Genomic DNA, 18,475 nt, shown 5'->3' with positions numbered 1-18,475 from the left:
GTCTAAGTGTAAGTAATGGATTTTGCGGGGATTTATTTGAAACTGGTCATGGTTTAGAGAAACGGAAGTTAAAAAAGTGAGTGAGGGGGTGTGGAAACGTTTGGAAGTAGCTATAATGCGCCCCGCCTCCATGTAGCAATCGAGGCGCGGAAGATCGTCATCTCCGGTGAGGTGGCTGGACTTCAAATCCAGTTGGGGACGCCAGCGTTCCCGGGCAGGTTCGACTCCTGTGATCTTCCGCCAAAATGCTCATATCATCCTCAAAGATTTTATTTCGTCTCAATTGTCATAACCTTCAGAATTAAGGAAAAGACAATAAATTTAGCACTAACTGCCGCTACTGTTTTGCTACACTTTTAAGTCCTTTGCTCGCAGTCCGAGTACAAAAACTTATCGAAAAACACTCCTTTATGCACACACTTTCCAGAAAGTGAGAGTGGTAACACGATATGGGATCAGACTAGCCATAGACTTTTTGCGAATTTACTTTCTGTTATGGCTAAAGATATAGGCTACGATTTTGATCGAGTTCATTTGCAGAATACTATTTATATAGCTGTTGCTCACGGGCAAATAAATTTAGATAATCTAAAAATTCGCAAAGGGATGGCTTCAATTTTCTCTGGTTAAACAGCATTGAAAATGGATGTAGTTTCTTTTCCCGAATCCTCTGACGCTCAAAATTCTTAATAGAACTAACCTACATTTCTGGCTCAATACCTAATTTACGTAATTCATTTCTCCCCAAGGTTTTGAGCCAATTCCCCAAACTCATCCCCTCTGCCTTTGCCGCAGCCTCGAACTGCGCCTTTAACTCGGGTGTGATACGAATCTGGAAAGTTGGTGCTTTTCCGGATTTAGACTGATTTGGGTCGCGTTTAGCTGTTGACATGTACGTACCTACAAGAGCAGTATACCACCAATCAGGTACGTACCTTTATATCTGACGACCTGACTCATAAACGCTCTCGCCCGGTATTCGCAGTACCCGACGAGAGCTAACCTCACCAACTATCAAGGAGTTGATTATGGCTGATTCGCATTCTACCCCAGACACCGACCAATCTGGAACCGAGCGTTCGGTAATTGTGGGATATCGCCCGAATGTTTTCGACAAATCCACACCCAAAATTATTCTTTCCGGCAAGTGGCTACGCGAAGCGGGGTTTGATACCGGGCAACAGATTACCGTAAAAGTGATGAATCGCTGCATCGTCCTGATGGTCTATGGTGAGCAGGAGCAACGGTTGCAGGATGAGTTGAAAGAGGCAAATCAGAAGCTGAATAGAATTGGGAGCACGCTGGCGACTCTTCAGTAACATATAACTGAACCTGTAAGCGTTACTTATAGGTTTACCAGGTGCCGGATGGCGCTAACGCTTATCCGGCCTACTTTCAAAATGAATCACTCTTCCATAACCAATCATCCTAATTATATATGGCTATTTTAAATTTAACTGTGGAATGATTTATTTATTTTTCTCTATTATTAATGTTTTCACTATTGCAAACCAATCGTAAAAACCCTCATATATTATTTTTCAACAAAATGAGTTGTTAAAATGGCAATTACTGTTTATCTCTGTCTCAAAGACGTCAGAGGTAAAGATAAGCTATGGTAAGTGATGATGATATCATCGCCTGGTACGATGAAACATTTAATAAACCCAGCTTATTCTTTAAAAAGCGTTGGCCAGTCACTCTCGATACCGGCCTTTCAACGGGAGATTATGTGTGGGCCAGTGAAACGGGCGCAGACATCATGGATGCTTACTTTGCAACTTTCAATGTTGATTGCGCCAATTTCGATTTCTATAAATATTGGCCTATTGAGACATTCATACTTTATGCAATGTTTACCTGTAGCAGAGATGACGATGAGCCACAGCCATTAACACTCCGCATGCTGGCAGAGTCTGCAAAAGCGGGTAAATGGCTTTATGACTGAACCTTATTGACGGATGCCATTTATCCGACCTACCGCTTCCCCAAAAAATAAAGCCGCTGACCCATTAATCAGCGGCTTTCTGTCACCTGCAGTTACGTCAAAAGTTATATTTCACGCCCAGCATACCGCGAGTATCGCTGTAGCCTTTATCGCCGACCTGTTGGGCCACGTTGCTCCACACGTTGAGCCGCGGAGTGATTTGGCCTTCAACGCCGACTTTCAGCTCACCAATGTTCTTGGTGCCACGCATGTCGTTGCTCACATCGTCCATCTTCACGCGAGTCGTCTGCGTGTTGTGGATCCAGTTGGCTTCAACAAACGGCTGGAACTCACGAGATTTACCGTCGTCGATGGCGTTGTGACCGTTAATAAAGGCTTTTACCCCCAGACGGGTCATCAGGTTGCCATCGGTGTTGTCCTTCACGCGGGTGCCGTTCGCTTCGCGGTGGCTGTCGGCCTGCACGTCCATCCACACCACCTGAGCTTTCGGTTGCAGCCAATAGCTGTTGCGCTCGTTTTCACCCAGTTTGAAGCTGTAACCGGCTTCAACAGAAGCGGTGATCCCGCTGGATTTATATTTCTCCGTCGCCTGCTCCTGACCCATCACCTTGTTATCAAACCAGTTGTACAGCACCCAGGTGTCTACATAAGTGCCGGTCTTGTCAGCGTCATTGGCATACCAGGTGCCGTACAGTCCCACGCTGTAACCAGTGACCTGACCACGTGAATGGTAGCCGGTCAGACTGGACTGCGTGCGGTTCTGGCTGTTGGCATAACCAGCCATCGCGCCGAGGTGCCAGCGGTCGAGGCCATCGCTACTCCACTGCGCCAGGTCACCGCCTAACTGCAAGACATAGCTGTTGCTTTGGGTTTTCAACTGCCCGCTACTGTCTTTGAAGCGGGTATGTGCCCCGACGTTACGCATCCACAGACTGGTGACTTTTTTCTCGCCCGTCAGCATATCGACGTACTGCGTTTCGCCCAGACGATCGTGGAGTCGGGTCATGAACAGCGTGTTAGCAGCGTAGTTGTTCGCCAGATAACTGCCTGCTTCCGGGCGGTACTGCTGCTCAGTGACAGGGGGCGCAACAGGTTCTTCCGGCTCAGGGATAATCGGGTCGACAGGATCGACCGGGTCCGGGTCAACAGGACCTGGGTCAATAGGGTCAACCGGGTCCGGGTCAACGGGATCTGGGTCAATAGGGTCAACCGGGTCCGGATCGACGGGGTCCGGCTCTTCCGGATCCGGCGGAGCAGGAATAAAGCTGGTCAGATACCAGTTGCTGCCCTTTTGCACCACGTTATAGTCGTACGCACCGGCAACAATACGGCCCGCTTTCTCAAAAGTACCGTCAGAATTACCGGCCACTTCGATGATCTCAATACCTTCAATGGTTTGCGCCCCGGTTCCGCCAATATTGTTCACTGCCACAAATGCGTTACCCGCGGTGTTGCCGAGCACTTTCAGCTTGTCGGTTTCGGAGGTATCGTCATTCAGGACGGTATTGAAAACGAGTTTTCCGCCGTTGCCGGTAAAATCTTCATTGATAGTAAGCGTCTGCCACGGTTCGCCGTCAGCATGCCCAAAGTTCACCACTGACCCGCCGTTCAGAGTCAGGTCAGTGAGCGTTGAGCTGTTGGTCATGTTCCAGGTCGCATCGCTCATTTGCAGCGAGATAACCCCCGTCCCGGCAGTGGCGCTGGTGACGTATGACGCCCCACTCCACAACGAGTTGTCAGTCATATTGAGTTTGATGGTACTGTTTTGCTGCGGCTGGGTGTTGTTTGCGGCAGTAGCACCGGCGGCGTGAAGATCGCCGTCGATAAGGAAACGCCCGCCAGCAGAACCGTCGACGATGCCGCCCGTTTCTGTACTGATGGCATAGCTTTCATTGCTGTGATTGCCCGCCATAGCAATAGTAGCGCCGCCACCGAGATTTACCGTGCCGCGTGAAATCGCATACAGGCCGCGTGGGGCCTTGCTGAATGAGTAAACTTTATCGATGCTGTTAACACGAATCGTCGCATTATCACCCAGATTCACCGTCGCATTATAGGAATAGACCGCATGGGCGCTGGCTCCGCTCACCGAAATAGTGGCGTTATTGCCCAGTTCCGTTTTGGAAGATGAGGCGGCGTAGACCCCTATTGAGGAAGTGCCCGATGTCTCGATGGTGGCGTCATTGCCAAGGCGGATTGAGGACCCGCTCTGTCCGGAGCGGATTCCCTCTGAGCTGTTACCGGTAGTCACAATGTGGGCACGATCGCCGACAATAATCGTATTTTTGGCAAGCGTTGCGTCTCTAAACGCGTTGGCGGTGATGCCACGTCCCTGGTTACCGGTGGTTTGAATATACAGATCGTCGCCGACGTAGATGTTTGCTGAGCCTATCCCACCCTGACCGATGACGTTGTATCCGGCGTTAATACCATCACCATCCTGGCCGTCCACATAAATACTGGTGCGATCCCCGGTGATAATAAAGACTGGATTATCCGGCGTATTAGCCCCGTGCGTGCGGATACCGTCAACATCTTTACCATTATTAGCGGCATTCTTTGACTGTGTGCGAATCGTAAGGTCGTCACCGAAAATAACGCCCGGGCTACCCGTCGCGCTGTTCTGAATAACGGTAATGGTGTGTTCGAAGGCTTCTCCTCCTGGCCCATTCAGCGTTAATCCATGACCATAAACGGGAATGGTACCGGCACTCCACTGATAAACATAATTCGGCGTTTCGCTGTTTTTTTTGAAACTGTCATTCGTCTGTGCAGGAAATAAAGCCTGCAACTCCGGCGAAAGACTGCTCACCAATCCACTGGCAGGAAGACTATCAATATCAATCCAGGCCGCGTGGGTTGAAAATACCATTGACGTTAACGCGGTTGATACCGCTATCGCAATGCGTGAGTAATGCTTAGGTTTTTTCATAATAGCCTCCTGCTTTCGGGCGTAGGGCGTCCACCACATCGCAAAGATGTGAAAATAGTAAAAATCAAAAATGCGTTATAAAATATTCGACAGTATTTGATGAATGCTATGGCCTAATTTATCTTCAAGCCTGAGCTTGTAGACATATATTTTCTTAATATCTATATTATCTATTTTGGTAATTTGCTGAATACTTTTCCCTGACACAAACCGCTTCAGTAATATCATTTCTGTATAGTTGAGTGAGCGTCCGCGTTTACTGTTCGCAAGGTGGCCGGTAAATAATCGGCGAATTTTCTGATGCTGAACTTCATCATCATCATCGGAATATATAATCCCTTGTATTTTATTGCTTTTCGACAGCCAGTAGTTGGCTAACGGCGCGAGATTCCTGTCCGCTATCAACACAATATACATACCGCTGTAGGCCAGCCGGTCAACCCATTGCGGATCGGCGAACAGGCGCAGGTTTGGGAAGGAAAAGTCCACAAAAATAAACCCACGCGACAAATGATTTTGATTATTAAGGAGAAGTTTTTCAATAATTCCTTTTTGCAGAAAACTATTTCCCTCTGGCCAGATCGCAAAAGTGGCTCGGTGACAGTAGCTGGCGCGTACCACAGTATCCGGAAATAATTGACAGGATAATTCACAGCTTATGCAACGAACACTCTGTGATGGTGATCTCTTCATCAAAAATGACTCCTGTTATTTTTCCATAAATATTTCATTGGTAAATAAATGTGTCAATCCGACACGTATGACATTCCTTGTCAGTTAATAACAGTGACACTTAAAAAATGTAATAAACTCCTGATACGCTATTATGAATAGGCTGTAAGCAATGCGATTGCGCTAAGCTTTTTTCTGCTTTATCTCAGAATAACAGTCTGGGTATTAGGAATTTTATGCATAAATCCAAATCCCAGAATAAAAATTAAAAAAGCACTATTTGCTAAAAATTAACCAATGAAAGGGGCTCTTATTAATTACACAATCCTGATAACTCAATCCCCCTTGAAGTGCTGTTGATAAATATAATGAGAATTCAGATAAAACTGTAATGAATTCTCATTATTTAACATTAGTTAATACTCACCTAAGAATTTACACACGTAACACGTTGTATTTAAAGTATTTTTAATCCTTAAGTGAAATTCTTATCTTCGATCACGTACAAAGAGTGAGGCATATTCACGATTTGGATGTAAAATTTAAGGTATGTGTAGGCACACGCGGTGATACGTTATAGTTACTGAGGGCTGGGCAATTGTACCTTATCAATCAGTTGGTCGAATTTAATCCTGACAGCAAAAGTCTGGTCAATCGTCAGACCGGGCGCGCAATACAACTTCAGCTCCCAGCTTCGCTTTGCTTTCTCTATTTAATTACTCACGCAAGTGACATTGTTTCGCAGAACACATTGATAAAAGTGGGTTGGGGTGAGAGAAATAATGTGACCACAACCAACACATTTTACCAGGCTATTCTGACGCTACGTAACGCGCTGGCGGATGTGGGTCTGCCACGTGATACGGTGAAAACTATTTCACGACGCGGACTCAGATTAAATGGAAATACGCAGGTAGAGGCGATAACGCATCTTCAGAGTGAAGTTTTCCAGTCACCGCTAATAGAGGAATACGCGCCCCCAAAGATAATTCCTCCCGCGGCACAACAAACGACGCGGGTCCCCTGGTGGAATATTATATTTAGCGCTGGCATCGTTATTGCCACTTTGATTATCTGGCTGGTGTGGTATCAGACACGTCCTGTTATGCCGTTTAGTAAATTCATTTCTGTTTCTATGCAGGTCCCATCTCGGCAAAACTGTAAAATTTATTACTCACTGAATGATCACGATCAGGAAAATTATTTCAATCTGATGCAACTGCACCCTTCTCTCTGTGAAAACAACAAGCATGTTTTCCTTTCTGGCTACCGTAAAGCGGAGAGGATCGTGGCATTTGTTTGTGATAAAGATGCACGGGTAGATGCGTACGCGTTTTGTACTACCCATTATTACTGGATGCGCGGGCAATGAAAAAAATACACCACCTTATTTTAATCGTAATCGGCGTGGCGACATTGCTCGGCTCAGGCGGATGGCTATGGCATTCACGCTATGCCGAAAAGCAGCTAAATTGCGTTGGAAATGTCGAATGGAATATTGGCAGCAACCGCTTTGCAGGTACGGTTTCATTTCGGATGTACAAAGATGCAGGGCTAGCGACCATTACCGGAAAACTGTACGGACGTAATACCTCAGACATTAGCAGGAACATCTATTTCAGTTATACCCGGCAGCACGAAGCCCGAGTGCTACAGGCAATGCAGGTGGTCAAAACCTTCGCTGATAGCGCCGATGAAGCTGATATTAACAACACATTACCCGGATTTTACCGTCAAAGCGGACGAAACCTGAGCCTGGTTATGGAGGAGTATAAGGGCGCATGGATTTTTGCCAGCTCAAATGTCCCCTCGCTGTATTGCCGCAAAAGGTAACGTCATATCCGGATACAAAAAGCACGCCCCCTTCAATAGAATTCATATTTGCCATCATCGACTTACGCGACATGGGTCACTGAATCCACTCATATCCCATTGCTATTCTTCATCCCGAATCAGGAAACATCCTGAATACCACGATATCCATTGCGCAATAATTAAGCGAAATGGGCGTTTTATTTTGCCCAGAAGACTTCAACCTACGGATGGATATTTGGAGAAGACGTGGACAGGGGCGTTTATCTCTCTCGCGAGCAATGTCTGAGCGTTCAGGCGTTATCGCATTTCAGGAAACGGTGTGTTTCCGGTGTATTTTTGGCGTACATATGAGGGATACGTAATGTTTACTTTTAAAAAGTGCCTGATTGCACTTTCTATAAATTTGGCCGTTGTTTCATCAGGTTTTGCTTGTACGACCCTATTGGTCGGTAATGAAGCATCAGCGGACGGCTCCATGCTGGTAGCCCGTAGCGCTGACAGCGATGCCCTGAAAGCGCAGCATTTTGTCATTCATCCGGCAAAGCAGAATCAGACCGGGGTATACAGCACCAAAGCACATAATGGCGCGAATGACTTTACCTGGCCGCTACCCAAAAACTCTCTGCGTTATACCACCGTTCCAAACTGGAAAACCCAACTGCACGGCGCGACCGGATTTAACGAATTGGGCGTTGGCGTGAGCGGTACAGAATCTATTTTTGCCTCAGCAAAAGCGCTGGCTGCCGACCCCTACGTTGAAGATAAAGGGATCACCGAAGATGATATCCCGGATATTCTGTTGTCCCAGAGCAAAACCGCGCGTGAAGCCGTGGCGCTACTGGGTCATATCGTTGAGACCGTCGGCGCTGGGGAAGGTTTTGGCGTGGCCGTCGTCGACGATAACGAAATCTGGTACCTGGAAACCGGCAGCGGTCACCAGTGGATGGCGCAGCGCCTGCCGAATAACCAGTATTTTGCCACCGGTAATCAGGGCCGCTTACAGGATTACGACCCTAAAAACCCGGACATGATGGCGTCAAAAAACCTGATTCAATTTGCGACCGAAAAAGGTCTGTACGAACCGGCAAAAGATGGCAAATTCAACTTCTCCAAAGCCTATACCCGTGATGATGAGCGTGACCGCACGTATAACGATCCTCGCGTATGGACCATCCAGAAAGAGTTCAATCCTTCCGTAAATCAGGATATGGCCAAAGGGCGCGAATTCCCGGTGTTCATGACACCAGAGAAGAAGATGACGCTGGACGATGTGAAGGCCGTGCTGCGTAACCATTACGAAGGCACCAGCCATGATCCGTACACCAACGGTCTGAACGGCAAAGAGCCATGGCGTCCGGTTAGTGTCTTCCGCACCTATGAAGCACACGTGATGCAGGTCCGTCCGTGGTTGCCAAAAGAGATTGGTGAAACGACCTACATTGGTCTGGGTATGGCCGACCTCACCGCGTTTGTTCCGTACTACAGCGGCCTGAAAGCGTATCCGGCAAACTATACGATGGGTACCGATAAAGCGGACGATCAGTCCATTTACTGGAAATACCGTAAGTTACAGACGCTGACGATGACCGATTATCCGAAGCTCGCGCCAATCGTCAAAAAAGCCTACAAAGCATGGGAAGATAAAGTGGCGAAGGAGCAAAAAGAGGTCGAAGCAAAATATCTGAAGATGGCGAAAACCGATAAACCTGCCGCAGATAAGATGCTGAATGACTTCAACTTGCGCATCATGGCCGATGCCGAGAAGCTGACGGAAGATCTGACTAATCAGCTCTTTACCATCCGCACTAAAGACATTCAGTCTGATATCTTCTTTGCAAACGCTGCGAAAAAAGACTGAGTAACGACACGATGACATGCTGGCGCAAAGTAAGCTTCAAAACTTTGCGCCAGTAGTACGGTTTACATTTCCTTCCGCGGCAGTTGATCGAGAGCCAGACTTCTTAGATGCAAGTTGGCCCAGCAGGCTGCCTGAGTTCGGTTATTCACAGATATCTTTTTAAAGATATTATAAATATGCGTTCTCACTGTATTTTCACTAATAAAAAATGCGTTAGCAATTTCTACATTAGACGCACCTTTCGACAACTCAGTTAAAATTTCATATTCTCTTTCGGTTAAAATGCCGTAGTTATTATCTGATGGCGTGAGGTTTACATACTCTGGCAGCGGTGACAGTGAGCGTGGTGGACGGGAGGTTTTTAGCCCCTCTTTAAGGAGTTCTAACAAATATTCTGTAGAGCAATTATTTGGTACGATCGACTCAAAATTTGGCCATAGCATGCTCTCATAGAGTGGGAGCGACCGCAGGCAGTTAATAATATAAACGCGCAAACTATATGCGCTGTCATTGAGTAATTTTGACCAGACATTTTTTAATTTACGGCTTGATGCCTGTATATCATAGAGGATGATACTTCCCTCAACGATAAATGACATGTCTGGTCTGCTAATGTTAACAAAATCAACCAAGATATCGTTTTGCTTATTGAGATAATCCAGCAAGAGTTGCGTCTGTATTGATTGGTTGCTAATGAGTATTATCTTACTGTCCATGTTAAGCATATGTAGCCTTCATTCAAATGATGATTGACAATATTCCTTATCGTTATTGCATGCCAAGCCAATAACAAGTCACTACTTAAGATTAAAGATAATCTGATTGAATTATAAGAATTTAGCTAATTGTGCAATTCGATCATTCGCTTTTTCCGAGCGCAGGATTCGATTTTTCTTTATAGCACTTAAAGAATTATCACAATACAAACATAACATATTGTATTCCAAGTATTTTTATTTGACCTTTGAGTAAAGGACTATCTTACTCACAATCTGCTTATAGATAATAATAATTCATTAATACTCATAGTTAATGATCATTATTAATATTATAGGATGAGTGAAATACGTCCAATCTACGATGTACAACAATAATTTATCTAACATAATTGATAGCGGGCGACAGCCTTACAGGGCGCAAGAAAAAAGGAGCCCAGACAATGTTACTGATAATAGGGACGATCTATCTCTAAATGAGGAGCGCATTATGAGTAAACTATCCATTATAAGTTTAATTAGCTGTGCCATCGCAATTCCTTCCGCTATGGCAGATGTTGGACATGGCCCCAACAGGGATCAAAAAGGCGTTGTTAATTTTTCCGGTCATGTCTATTCCAATTCGTGCATAATTGAAGCCGGTGATAAAGATAAACAGGTAAAATTAAACCCAGTTCTCAATACATCAGTTAGCAAATTACATGCAACGCAACTCCAGCAATTCAGTATTAAAGTGAAGGGATGCTATATTAATGAAAAAATAGTTCCCAAATTAGCCTGGAATGTTAATTCCCCTCTAACTCACGATGGATATCTCAAAAACACGACAAGGGGTGGAGCCCAAAACGTAGCGCTAGTCCTTAAGGATAATCGCGAAAAAAATATTAACCTGAGGAATAAGAATGACCGATTTGAACCTGAGAAAGATGATCTCCGACATGGCAATGATAGCCCGACTTTAACTTATAAATTCAGCGTGGGTTACATTATACCACGTGAAAATAGTGGTTCATCATATGTTCAACCGGGACCGGTAAGCGCTCAGGCAAACTATAGCATTACTTATCTCTAAATACACAATGCTATAGCTGCCTTGCGCTATAGCATTTATTTTAATAGAGGCTTCATGAAAATTTTCATTTATTTATTAGCTCTATTTGCTCTCTCTACCGCACATGCAAATAATATCATTGTCAATGGCACCCGATTTATTTACTCTGAAGATTCCGCAGAGATCACGATACAAATGACGAATACGGGAAACTATCCATCGTTGGCCCAGGTATGGTTGGATGAGGGAAATCCAGAAAAGTTACCGGAAGAAATTTCCACTCCATTTATTATTTCTCCACCCATTGCCCGCGTTGACGCAGGCAATGGGCAATCACTCAGAATAAAAAAAGCAGTTGATAAAAATATTGTCGCCACCGACCGTGAGTCTATGTGGTGGCTTAACATACTGGATATTCCTTCCGTGGATAAGAATAGCGTCACGGACAATTCAGCTGTGCTCAATTTAGCCATTCGCTCACGCTTTAAGTTTTTCTGGCGACCCAGTGGGTTAGGTGACCGTCAAAACGCGGAAAATAAGATAAAAATTATTGCTAACCAACGTGACATAACGCTGGTAAACCCCACCCCCTTCTTCATCACGGTTGCGGATATTGTGACGTCATCAGGCCATGGACTCATAAACGAAGGGGTCATGGTCGCCCCGAAAAGCAGAACGACTATCAATGCAAAACAACAAGTCAGCCAGGGTGAATCGGTTGTTTTACAAGCAATCAGCGATTACGGCGGAATTGTGGAACACAAAACAACCATTAATTAATAAAAAGGGATAAAAGGAATTAGTAATGGGTTTATGTAAAAGGATCCTCACCATACCCTGTTTCATTATTTTTCATGGTTCATTATTTTCCGTTGGAGCTCACGCAGAAGGCAGCACTCGCTACGAGTTCGATAATGCCATCTTAATGGGCAATGCTTCACTTAACGATTTGCAGTCCTTTAATGCCGCAGGCTTATTGCCCGGGACATATATCGTAGATATTTATATTAATGATAACTGGCGTGGACGTCGTGAACTCTTATTCAAAAAAGATAATCACGGCGATTTAGTTAGCTGTTATTCAGAAGCATTTCTCAAAGGCGTGGGCATTAACCCAGAAAAAATGAATGAAACGCTGGCAGCTCACCCTTCACGCTGCGGCAGCATTGCCGATTGGGACACCAGCGGGAAAGCAACGGAGAGACTCAACACCAGCCAGCTTGAGCTGCGCATCACCATCCCGCAGGCTTATGTTGATAATATCGAAAACAATTATGTCCAACCTGAACTCTGGCAACCAGGAGTGCCGGCGATTAATTTCAGCTATAACGCCGATTACTACAGCAGCCAGCAACGTGGTAACGATCGTTCAAGTACGGACAGCGCCTGGGTGGGAATGGATATCCGAAGCTCTGCTGGAGGGTGGCTAATTGAACATTTTGGTAGCCAAAATTGGGACAGTAAAATAGGTAGCCATTACGCCAATAATCGCACGACGCTAAAACGGCCCATCACTCGTTGGAAATCCATGTTAAGCGCTGGCAAGTTCTATACTGACAGCCAGATGTTCGACAGTATGGCTATTCTCGGAGTGGGATTGGCTTCTGAGGATTTAATGCGCCCGGATAGCACGCTGAACTGGGCGCCGATTATTCGCGGCGTAGCTGAGACCAACGCCCGTATTACCATCACCCAGGATGGTCAAACCATTCATCAGTCCTCGGTTCCGGCTGGGCCATTCTCGATTGATTCCGTGTTGCCCGCGAATACTGGCGGCGAGTTGCTGGTCACGATTCAGGAATCAGACGGGCGTATCCGCCGCTTTACCGTTCCATACTCTTCGGTACCACAGCTACTAAAACCCGGCATTTCGCGCTATGGCATCACTCTCGGCACCGTCGATGAAGATAATTATGATGAAGATCCGTTTTTAGCCCAGGCCTACTGGCAGTATGGCCTGAACAACTATTTAACGTTGTATACCGGGGCCTCTGGATTCGAGCGCTATCAGTCAGCCCTCATCGGTAGCGGTCTGAACACCCAACTCGGCGCATTCGCCCTTGATATCACCCAATCGCGCCTAAAGCTTGAGGACAATCGTCAACAAGGACAACAGTATCGTCTGACATGGAATAGCACCCTACCCTGGTCGGCAACCGCGCTCTGGCTGGAAGCAAAATACAGTTCACATCACTTTTACGGTCAACGCGATGCCCTGGATGCCCTGGATGCACAGGCATTCGTCAGCCAATATTTCTCGTCACGCGAGAAGCAGTCGTTTAGCGCCAGTATTAATCAGCCGTTATCCGATACCTGGGGCTCATTCTATTTATCCGGCTCTCTTAAGAAGTTCTGGGATCAGCAGGATAATTATCGCCAGTATGCCGTGGGATACACCAATGCCTGGGGCAACCTGACCTGGAGTATATCCGCCCAGCGTTTCTGGAATGAGGATCAACAGGGTTCGGTCACCAAAGATGACCAAATCATGCTCTCATTCAGCTATTTCCTGCCCCGGGATAACGCCGGTTTTACGCAGATCTCCTCTGATAGCTACAGCAATAACGGCAAAGCCAGCAATACACGCCTCGGCTTCACGACCTCGACTGATGAGGAAAACAATATCGTTTGGGGAGCCAATACTGGCTATCTCCGCGGCGGTAGTGTGGAATGGGGAGCAAACGGCATGGTGCGTACGCCTTATACCTCGCTGAACGGGACGTGGAGTCAGAGTAACTCATGGCACCAGGTAAGCGGTGGAATGAGTGGCATGCTGGTTGGGCACGCGGGGGGAATAACCTTTTCACCAGAGCGCTCAGATACCGTCGCGCTGGTCTATGCGCCTGATGCGCATGGCGCTCATCTTGAAGGCGTACCTGGAACCCGCTTCGATAAAAATGGCTACGCCATTCTGCCCTGGCTTCGTCCGTGGCGCGTGAATGACGTTACTATCGATCCAAAAGGTTCAACTGAAGGTCTGAACTTTACTAAAACCCAGGCCAAGATTGCGCCTTACGAAGGTAATGTCATTCCAGTCACCTTTGAAACGACGCTCAGAAAACAGAACATTATTTATCCCCGCCTGCAGGGTCAGCAGAGAATGCCATTCGGTGCCATCATCCGCGACAATGCCAATAATCATGTCGGCTACGTCGGACAAGGCGGTGCGCTTTATATTGATGAAACCACCTCACCAGAAGTGTTCGTTTCACTGGAAACAGGGAAATGCACGATCGTGTTAAAAAACCAGGAGGCCACATGTCGGTAATACGTACCGCTTTAATTCTGGGCTGTGCCTTGGGCATTCATCAGGCAGCCAGTGCTGCATGTACCCTGACCACACAAAAGTTTATTTTATCGCCGGAAATCGTTAACGATAAGCAATCAATCCAGTCAGGGGGAGTTATTCAGACGCGCACGCTTTCGCTACAGAATATTCAGGCGTCAGGCTGTACTAACAACCAGCCTTTTTCCGCACAGATTATTGGCGATCGGTCCGCAATGAAACAACCCGGTATTATACGCAGCAATGTGAGTGGGATTGGCATTAAAGTCACCCTGGAAACCTCAACCGGACAAACGATCCAGTGGCCATCAACTTTCAGAGCGACGGCAGATGAATTCAGAAACAGCAAAATAAAGATTGAGCTGATCAAACTGGATGATCAGCTTGCGGCAGGAGCCGCTGCGGGTTCCATCAACCTGCAAATCAGAAGTGAGGCTCAATCGTTGCCCGTGGTGGATATCATTGTGCCGGCAAAATATATCACGATGCTCAACCGGTCATGCGCAATCAAAGGTAACCGCTCGATCAACGTCAAACTGCCCGATATAGCACTTGAGCAATTCAGAGGCTATGGAAGCACTGCGGGAAGAAAACCATTTACTATCGACCTTCTCTGTAAAAGTGATTTTACCACGCCTTCCCGGGTTATTCTAAGCTGGAGCGACACAGAGAATGGTCACCAAAGTATTATCGGTGTACTAAAGAATATCCACCTCAAAGGCGCTGCTGGCATCGGCATTCAGGTGTTAGATCAACAACAACAGCCTGTTAAATTCAATACACCTTCATATATCAATTTAGCACCTCAAGATAAAGGTAATCATTCCATCCCGTTTTATGCTCAGTATTATCAAACAGCTAACAATGTCAGTCCCGGCATTGTACGTTCAGTTTTGTATTTCAATGCTGAGTACCAATAATTAATCCTAATTTAGGCGTACTGCGAGGTCTTTGCTCCACGCAAGTGGAGCTTTTTTACATTACACATCTATCGGAATGTAATGTTCACAGGTAATTATTTTGTTTTTAAGATCCTCTTGGTTATAATGGAATATTTCAATATCATAGCCTGCCTTCCTTTTTAATTTACTCTCCGGCAACATCTTAAAATAAATATATCTTGAATAGAGTGGATAGTCCTCTTTCTTGAATCTGAATGAAAAACAGGCATACGTTCCCGAAGGACACTCATAACGATTATAGGCATTGGGCGAATGATGACTTTTGTTACCAATGATGCTTTTAACTTTCAACCGCATCATTGAGTTTGGATTAGACGAGAAATCGGTTAATGCCCACACATTTTGTTTTGAACTGGTAAGTTGCTCAAATATTAGATTTAATCGATGAAGATGCGAGTCACTGGCAGGCGGGATTGGTGTGTCATAGTTGTACTGAAATCCATGCACGATATCAGCAGGTAAGGTACGTAGTTGCAATTCGCCGACAACAATATCACTGCGCAGTACAAACGACATTAACGGCGAAAGATCCCAACTGGGATTTTTACGGTATTCTGTGGGGGTATAACCGGTTAGTTTTTTAAATTCACGGCAGAAAGATTGCTGAGAATCGAATCCTACCCGCACTGAAATATCGATAATATCCATATGAGTAAGGCGTAACAAGCTTGCTGCTTTGGTTATCCGTCGCCTACGAATATAAAGCCCCACAGGCATATTTATTCGCTGCTTTAAAATATTCTGTATATGTCTGCGACTGTATCCGGAAAACTGTGAAATGTCATCAATACCAATGCCTGAAACAAAATTATCTTCTATATAATACAATACATCATTTATAGTCTTTGACTTCAATGGCCCTCTCCTACCCCAATAAATAACGTAATAACAAAAAGCATCAATGCGTTTAACAATCAGGCAAAGAAATAGGTATGTATCGGGGCTATTATGTTTTATATCGTAGCGGAAGGTATCTCGTCAAATACCTTTTAATAAATATACAAGTCATTAAATCATCGACCAAAAAATTCTTAACATAAATATTATAAACACTGCATTAGTTTAAGAAATAATATTTATCGAAGAAACTATACTCAATGAAACAATTATCACTAACTGATCGGCGTTCCGATCAGATTAATGCCAGCAACAGAGATTAGCTATTATTTATGCGTATGGCTATCGAATAATATTCCTGCGATTGAACACCTCACGGGGAAACGCCCAACGTGTCACACCGCGCCTTCACGGCGTCATGCAGCAGACGGACAGCCGTTGAAAGCTGCTTACGATGTGGGCAAATCATATTCAGCGGGGCTTTCTCGCCCAGGTAATCAGGCATCAGTAGCTGCAATCGTCCATCACGCACATCCTCGCTGACATCCAGCCACGACTTGTACGCGATGCCTTCTCCGGCAATCGCCAGCCGTCGGATTACTTCAGCATCGTCGCTCATAATGGTGCCGTTAACCTGCACACTGCTAACCTCGCCGTTATGCGTAAACGTCCAGCGATCGTGCAGGCGTCCGCGTAAGACGAAGGTCATGGCGTTGAGCTGTGTTAAATCATCCGGAGTTTGCGGCGCGCCGTTTTGCACAACCCATTCCGGTGATGCCACCAGCACGCGCCGGTTACCCGGTGCGACAGGCAGCGCAATGTAAGATGCGTCTTCGGTGTTGCCATAGCGAAACGCTACATCGACGGGGTCTTTAAAGACATCCGTCACCTGGTCGGAGAAAAAAATCCGCAGGCGCAGCGCGGGATAGCGGCGTCGAAACGACTGAAAGACCGGCAGCAGTAGGTTCCGACCGAGATCGGAAGGTACAGCGATTTGCAGCGTGCCTGAAACTTCATCTTCCGGGGTCTGAATTTTTTGCAGCCCGGCATGCATCACGTCCAGCATCTGGCGGGCATAGGGTAGCCAGACCTCACCTTCCGGCGTCAGGCGCAGACTGCGCGTGGAGCGGGCAAACAAGCGGATAGCCAGCGTAGACTCCAGGCGCTTAATAGCAGAACTGACCTGAGCAGGCTGAACGCCGACTTCGCGCGCGGCATCGCTAAAACTATTTAGCGCCGCGGCGCGGACAAACAACGTGAGATCTTCAAGCCGGAACATTTTCACTCCCCGAGTATAAGTCCTGTCGCCGAAGGGCTATTTTTCCCGTTCTGCTACCGGTTTACCATCGAATTATTCAACAGATAGAAGGTTTATGAACCGGAGAGATTATGAAAGCCATCGCTATTACCCGCGCCGCAACCGACGGCAGTAACATTGAATTTTTACAAGAGATTGACCTGCCCATGCCCGTCGCCTCCGGGCACGATCTGCTGGTTGAAGTGAAGGCCATTTCCGTCAATCCCGTTGATACCAAGGTCCGCGAAGGTTTTAACGCTGATGTGCCCCGCGTGCTGGGTTGGGACGCCGTTGGCGTAGTGAAGTCCGTGGGTGAAGCAGTCACTCTGTTCGCTCCTGGCGATGAAGTCTGGTACGCCGGTGCGCTGGGTCGCGCTGGCAGTAACAGTGAATTTCAGCTGGTTGATGAACGTATTACCGCGCTGAAGCCGCAATCGCTGGACAACGCTTCTGCTGCGGCACTGCCGCTGACCGCCATCACCGCCTGGGAAATGCTGTTCGACCGTCTGGGCGTTGAGGAAAATGGCAATGAAAATGATGTGTTATTGATTGTTGGCGCTGCTGGCGGCGTCGGTTCTATCCTGACGCAACTGGCCAGTAAGCTGACCAAAATGACAGTCATCGGTACCGCTTCACGTCCACAGAGCCAGAAATGGGTACGTGAAGCAGGCGCTCATCACGTGATTGACCATAGCAAGCCGCTGATGGAAGAGCTGGCTCGGATAGGCATTAAAGAGGTGACGCACGTTGCCAGCCTGAACAATACCGAGCAGCACTACCCGCAAATTATTGCCGCCCTGGCGCCGCAGGGCAAACTGGCGCTGATTGACGATCCGCAAACCCTCGATGCACGTCCACTGAAGGCCAAAAGCATTTCGCTGCACTGGGAATTTATGTTTACCCGTTCGATGTTTACCACCCACGACATCATTGCGCAGCATCAGCTATTAACCCGCGTGGCACAGTTGATCGATGACAACACCATTCGCACCACGCTGGGCGAGCATTTTGGCGCAATCAACGCGGCGAATCTGCAAAAAGCGCACGCGCAAATTGAAACCGGTCGTTCAGTCGGCAAGATTGTGCTGGAGGGGTTTTAAC

17 protein-coding genes and 1 tRNA gene are annotated in these 18,475 nt (G+C 46.7%); 12 read left to right on the top strand and 6 right to left on the bottom strand.

The features are described from left to right. Positions 1–148 precede the first annotated feature (148 nt). Both HV352_RS00305 and HV352_RS23820 read left to right on the top strand, forming a co-directional pair. A tRNA-Sec gene (locus tag HV352_RS00305) sits at positions 149–243 on the top strand. Between the two features lie 204 nt (positions 244–447). Next, positions 448–630, top strand: a complete 183-nt coding sequence (locus HV352_RS23820; protein ID WP_308457948.1) for a DUF6680 family protein — start codon at positions 448–450, stop codon at positions 628–630. A gap of 70 nt (positions 631–700) precedes the next feature. Here the strand turns inward: HV352_RS23820 and HV352_RS00300 are convergent, their stop codons facing one another. Then, positions 701–892, bottom strand: coding sequence for a toxin-antitoxin system HicB family antitoxin (locus HV352_RS00300; RefSeq protein ID WP_003844491.1), 192 nt, complete (start codon positions 890–892; stop codon positions 701–703). Between the two features lie 136 nt (positions 893–1,028). On the opposite strand from HV352_RS00300, the gene HV352_RS00295 reads away from it, so the two are divergent. Both HV352_RS00295 and HV352_RS00290 read left to right on the top strand, forming a co-directional pair. Beyond that, on the top strand, positions 1,029–1,319 hold the full coding sequence (locus HV352_RS00295; protein WP_181635118.1) for a SymE family type I addiction module toxin: 291 nt from the start codon (positions 1,029–1,031) through the stop codon (positions 1,317–1,319). Positions 1,320–1,615: 296 nt separating this feature from the next. After that, on the top strand, positions 1,616–1,948 hold the full coding sequence (locus HV352_RS00290) for a DUF1493 family protein (RefSeq protein ID WP_047415743.1): 333 nt from the start codon (positions 1,616–1,618) through the stop codon (positions 1,946–1,948). A 97-nt stretch (positions 1,949–2,045) separates the two neighbouring features. Here the strand turns inward: HV352_RS00290 and misL are convergent, their stop codons facing one another. Further along, positions 2,046–4,880 (bottom strand): intestinal colonization autotransporter adhesin MisL, encoded by a 2,835-nt coding sequence (gene misL / locus HV352_RS00285; protein WP_155574574.1) that lies wholly within the window; start codon positions 4,878–4,880, stop codon positions 2,046–2,048. A 75-nt stretch (positions 4,881–4,955) separates the two neighbouring features. Next, positions 4,956–5,573: a helix-turn-helix transcriptional regulator gene (locus HV352_RS00280; RefSeq protein ID WP_046276006.1), complete on the bottom strand. Its 618-nt coding sequence runs from the start codon at positions 5,571–5,573 to the stop codon at positions 4,956–4,958. 577 nt (positions 5,574–6,150) lie between these two features. Here HV352_RS00280 and HV352_RS00275 point away from each other — a divergent pair. From HV352_RS00275 to HV352_RS00265, 3 genes are all read left to right on the top strand, one after another. Next, a complete protein-coding gene (locus HV352_RS00275) occupies positions 6,151–6,924 on the top strand; it encodes a winged helix-turn-helix domain-containing protein (protein ID WP_047358481.1) in 774 nt (257 codons plus the stop codon). Continuing rightward, the gene (locus tag HV352_RS00270) at positions 6,921–7,385 is read left to right on the top strand and encodes a hypothetical protein (RefSeq protein WP_016155024.1); all 465 of its coding nucleotides are present in this window, start codon (positions 6,921–6,923) and stop codon (positions 7,383–7,385) included. Before HV352_RS00275 ends, HV352_RS00270 begins: the two co-directional genes overlap by 4 nt. A 343-nt stretch (positions 7,386–7,728) precedes the next feature. After that, positions 7,729–9,225, top strand: coding sequence for a C69 family dipeptidase (locus tag HV352_RS00265; RefSeq protein WP_016155025.1), 1,497 nt, complete (start codon positions 7,729–7,731; stop codon positions 9,223–9,225). 62 nt (positions 9,226–9,287) lie between these two features. Here the strand turns inward: HV352_RS00265 and HV352_RS00260 are convergent, their stop codons facing one another. Further along, positions 9,288–9,950: a LuxR C-terminal-related transcriptional regulator gene (locus tag HV352_RS00260; protein ID WP_016157786.1), complete on the bottom strand. Its 663-nt coding sequence runs from the start codon at positions 9,948–9,950 to the stop codon at positions 9,288–9,290. 481 nt (positions 9,951–10,431) lie between these two features. Between HV352_RS00260 and HV352_RS00255 the strand changes: the two genes are divergently transcribed. The 4 genes from HV352_RS00255 to HV352_RS00240 are packed head-to-tail and all read left to right on the top strand — an operon-like array spanning position 10,432 to position 15,198. Continuing rightward, complete coding sequence (locus tag HV352_RS00255; protein ID WP_016157787.1) at positions 10,432–11,013, top strand: fimbrial protein; 582 nt, start codon at positions 10,432–10,434, stop codon at positions 11,011–11,013. A 54-nt stretch (positions 11,014–11,067) separates the two neighbouring features. Further along, a complete protein-coding gene (locus tag HV352_RS00250; protein WP_049282831.1) occupies positions 11,068–11,772 on the top strand; it encodes a molecular chaperone in 705 nt (234 codons plus the stop codon). 25 nt (positions 11,773–11,797) lie between these two features. Beyond that, positions 11,798–14,260, top strand: a complete 2,463-nt coding sequence (locus HV352_RS00245) for a fimbria/pilus outer membrane usher protein (RefSeq protein WP_181635117.1) — start codon at positions 11,798–11,800, stop codon at positions 14,258–14,260. After that, positions 14,251–15,198 (top strand): fimbrial protein, encoded by a 948-nt coding sequence (locus HV352_RS00240; RefSeq protein ID WP_137380135.1) that lies wholly within the window; start codon positions 14,251–14,253, stop codon positions 15,196–15,198. The genes HV352_RS00245 and HV352_RS00240 overlap by 10 nt, the downstream gene beginning before the upstream one ends. Before the next feature lie 60 nt (positions 15,199–15,258). Here the strand turns inward: HV352_RS00240 and HV352_RS00235 are convergent, their stop codons facing one another. After that, on the bottom strand, positions 15,259–16,095 hold the full coding sequence (locus HV352_RS00235; RefSeq protein ID WP_137352478.1) for a helix-turn-helix domain-containing protein: 837 nt from the start codon (positions 16,093–16,095) through the stop codon (positions 15,259–15,261). Positions 16,096–16,450: 355 nt separating this feature from the next. Then, positions 16,451–17,356, bottom strand: a complete 906-nt coding sequence (locus tag HV352_RS00230; RefSeq protein WP_049282835.1) for a LysR family transcriptional regulator — start codon at positions 17,354–17,356, stop codon at positions 16,451–16,453. A 110-nt stretch (positions 17,357–17,466) separates the two neighbouring features. On the opposite strand from HV352_RS00230, the gene HV352_RS00225 reads away from it, so the two are divergent. Next, on the top strand, positions 17,467–18,474 hold the full coding sequence (locus tag HV352_RS00225) for a zinc-binding alcohol dehydrogenase family protein (RefSeq protein ID WP_016155033.1): 1,008 nt from the start codon (positions 17,467–17,469) through the stop codon (positions 18,472–18,474). Position 18,475 lies beyond the last annotated feature (1 nt).

The sequence above is a fragment of the Citrobacter sp. RHBSTW-01044 genome, assembly GCF_013781945.1.
In the GTDB taxonomy this organism is placed as follows: Bacteria; Pseudomonadota; Gammaproteobacteria; order Enterobacterales; family Enterobacteriaceae; genus Citrobacter; species Citrobacter braakii.
The sequence above is the reverse complement of the archived record's forward strand: the minus strand, read 5'-3'. Positions and strand labels throughout refer to the sequence as shown.

What these genes read in the sequence shown, in the direction of transcription:
- misL (WP_155574574.1), bottom strand. Translation starts at nt 4,880, where the DNA reads ATGAAAAAACCTAAGCATTACTCACGCATTGCGATAGCGGTATCAACC.
- HV352_RS00225 (WP_016155033.1), top strand. Translation starts at nt 17,467, where the DNA reads ATGAAAGCCATCGCTATTACCCGCGCCGCAACCGACGGCAGTAACATT.
- HV352_RS00240 (WP_137380135.1), top strand. Translation starts at nt 14,251, where the DNA reads ATGTCGGTAATACGTACCGCTTTAATTCTGGGCTGTGCCTTGGGCATT.
- HV352_RS00300 (WP_003844491.1), bottom strand. Translation starts at nt 892, where the DNA reads ATGTCAACAGCTAAACGCGACCCAAATCAGTCTAAATCCGGAAAAGCA.
- HV352_RS00250 (WP_049282831.1), top strand. Translation starts at nt 11,068, where the DNA reads ATGAAAATTTTCATTTATTTATTAGCTCTATTTGCTCTCTCTACCGCA.
- HV352_RS00280 (WP_046276006.1), bottom strand. Translation starts at nt 5,573, where the DNA reads ATGAAGAGATCACCATCACAGAGTGTTCGTTGCATAAGCTGTGAATTA.
- HV352_RS00245 (WP_181635117.1), top strand. Translation starts at nt 11,798, where the DNA reads ATGGGTTTATGTAAAAGGATCCTCACCATACCCTGTTTCATTATTTTT.
- HV352_RS00270 (WP_016155024.1), top strand. Translation starts at nt 6,921, where the DNA reads ATGAAAAAAATACACCACCTTATTTTAATCGTAATCGGCGTGGCGACA.
- HV352_RS00265 (WP_016155025.1), top strand. Translation starts at nt 7,729, where the DNA reads ATGTTTACTTTTAAAAAGTGCCTGATTGCACTTTCTATAAATTTGGCC.
- HV352_RS00260 (WP_016157786.1), bottom strand. Translation starts at nt 9,950, where the DNA reads ATGCTTAACATGGACAGTAAGATAATACTCATTAGCAACCAATCAATA.
- HV352_RS00290 (WP_047415743.1), top strand. Translation starts at nt 1,616, where the DNA reads ATGGTAAGTGATGATGATATCATCGCCTGGTACGATGAAACATTTAAT.
- HV352_RS00255 (WP_016157787.1), top strand. Translation starts at nt 10,432, where the DNA reads ATGAGTAAACTATCCATTATAAGTTTAATTAGCTGTGCCATCGCAATT.
- HV352_RS00230 (WP_049282835.1), bottom strand. Translation starts at nt 17,356, where the DNA reads ATGTTCCGGCTTGAAGATCTCACGTTGTTTGTCCGCGCCGCGGCGCTA.
- HV352_RS00295 (WP_181635118.1), top strand. Translation starts at nt 1,029, where the DNA reads ATGGCTGATTCGCATTCTACCCCAGACACCGACCAATCTGGAACCGAG.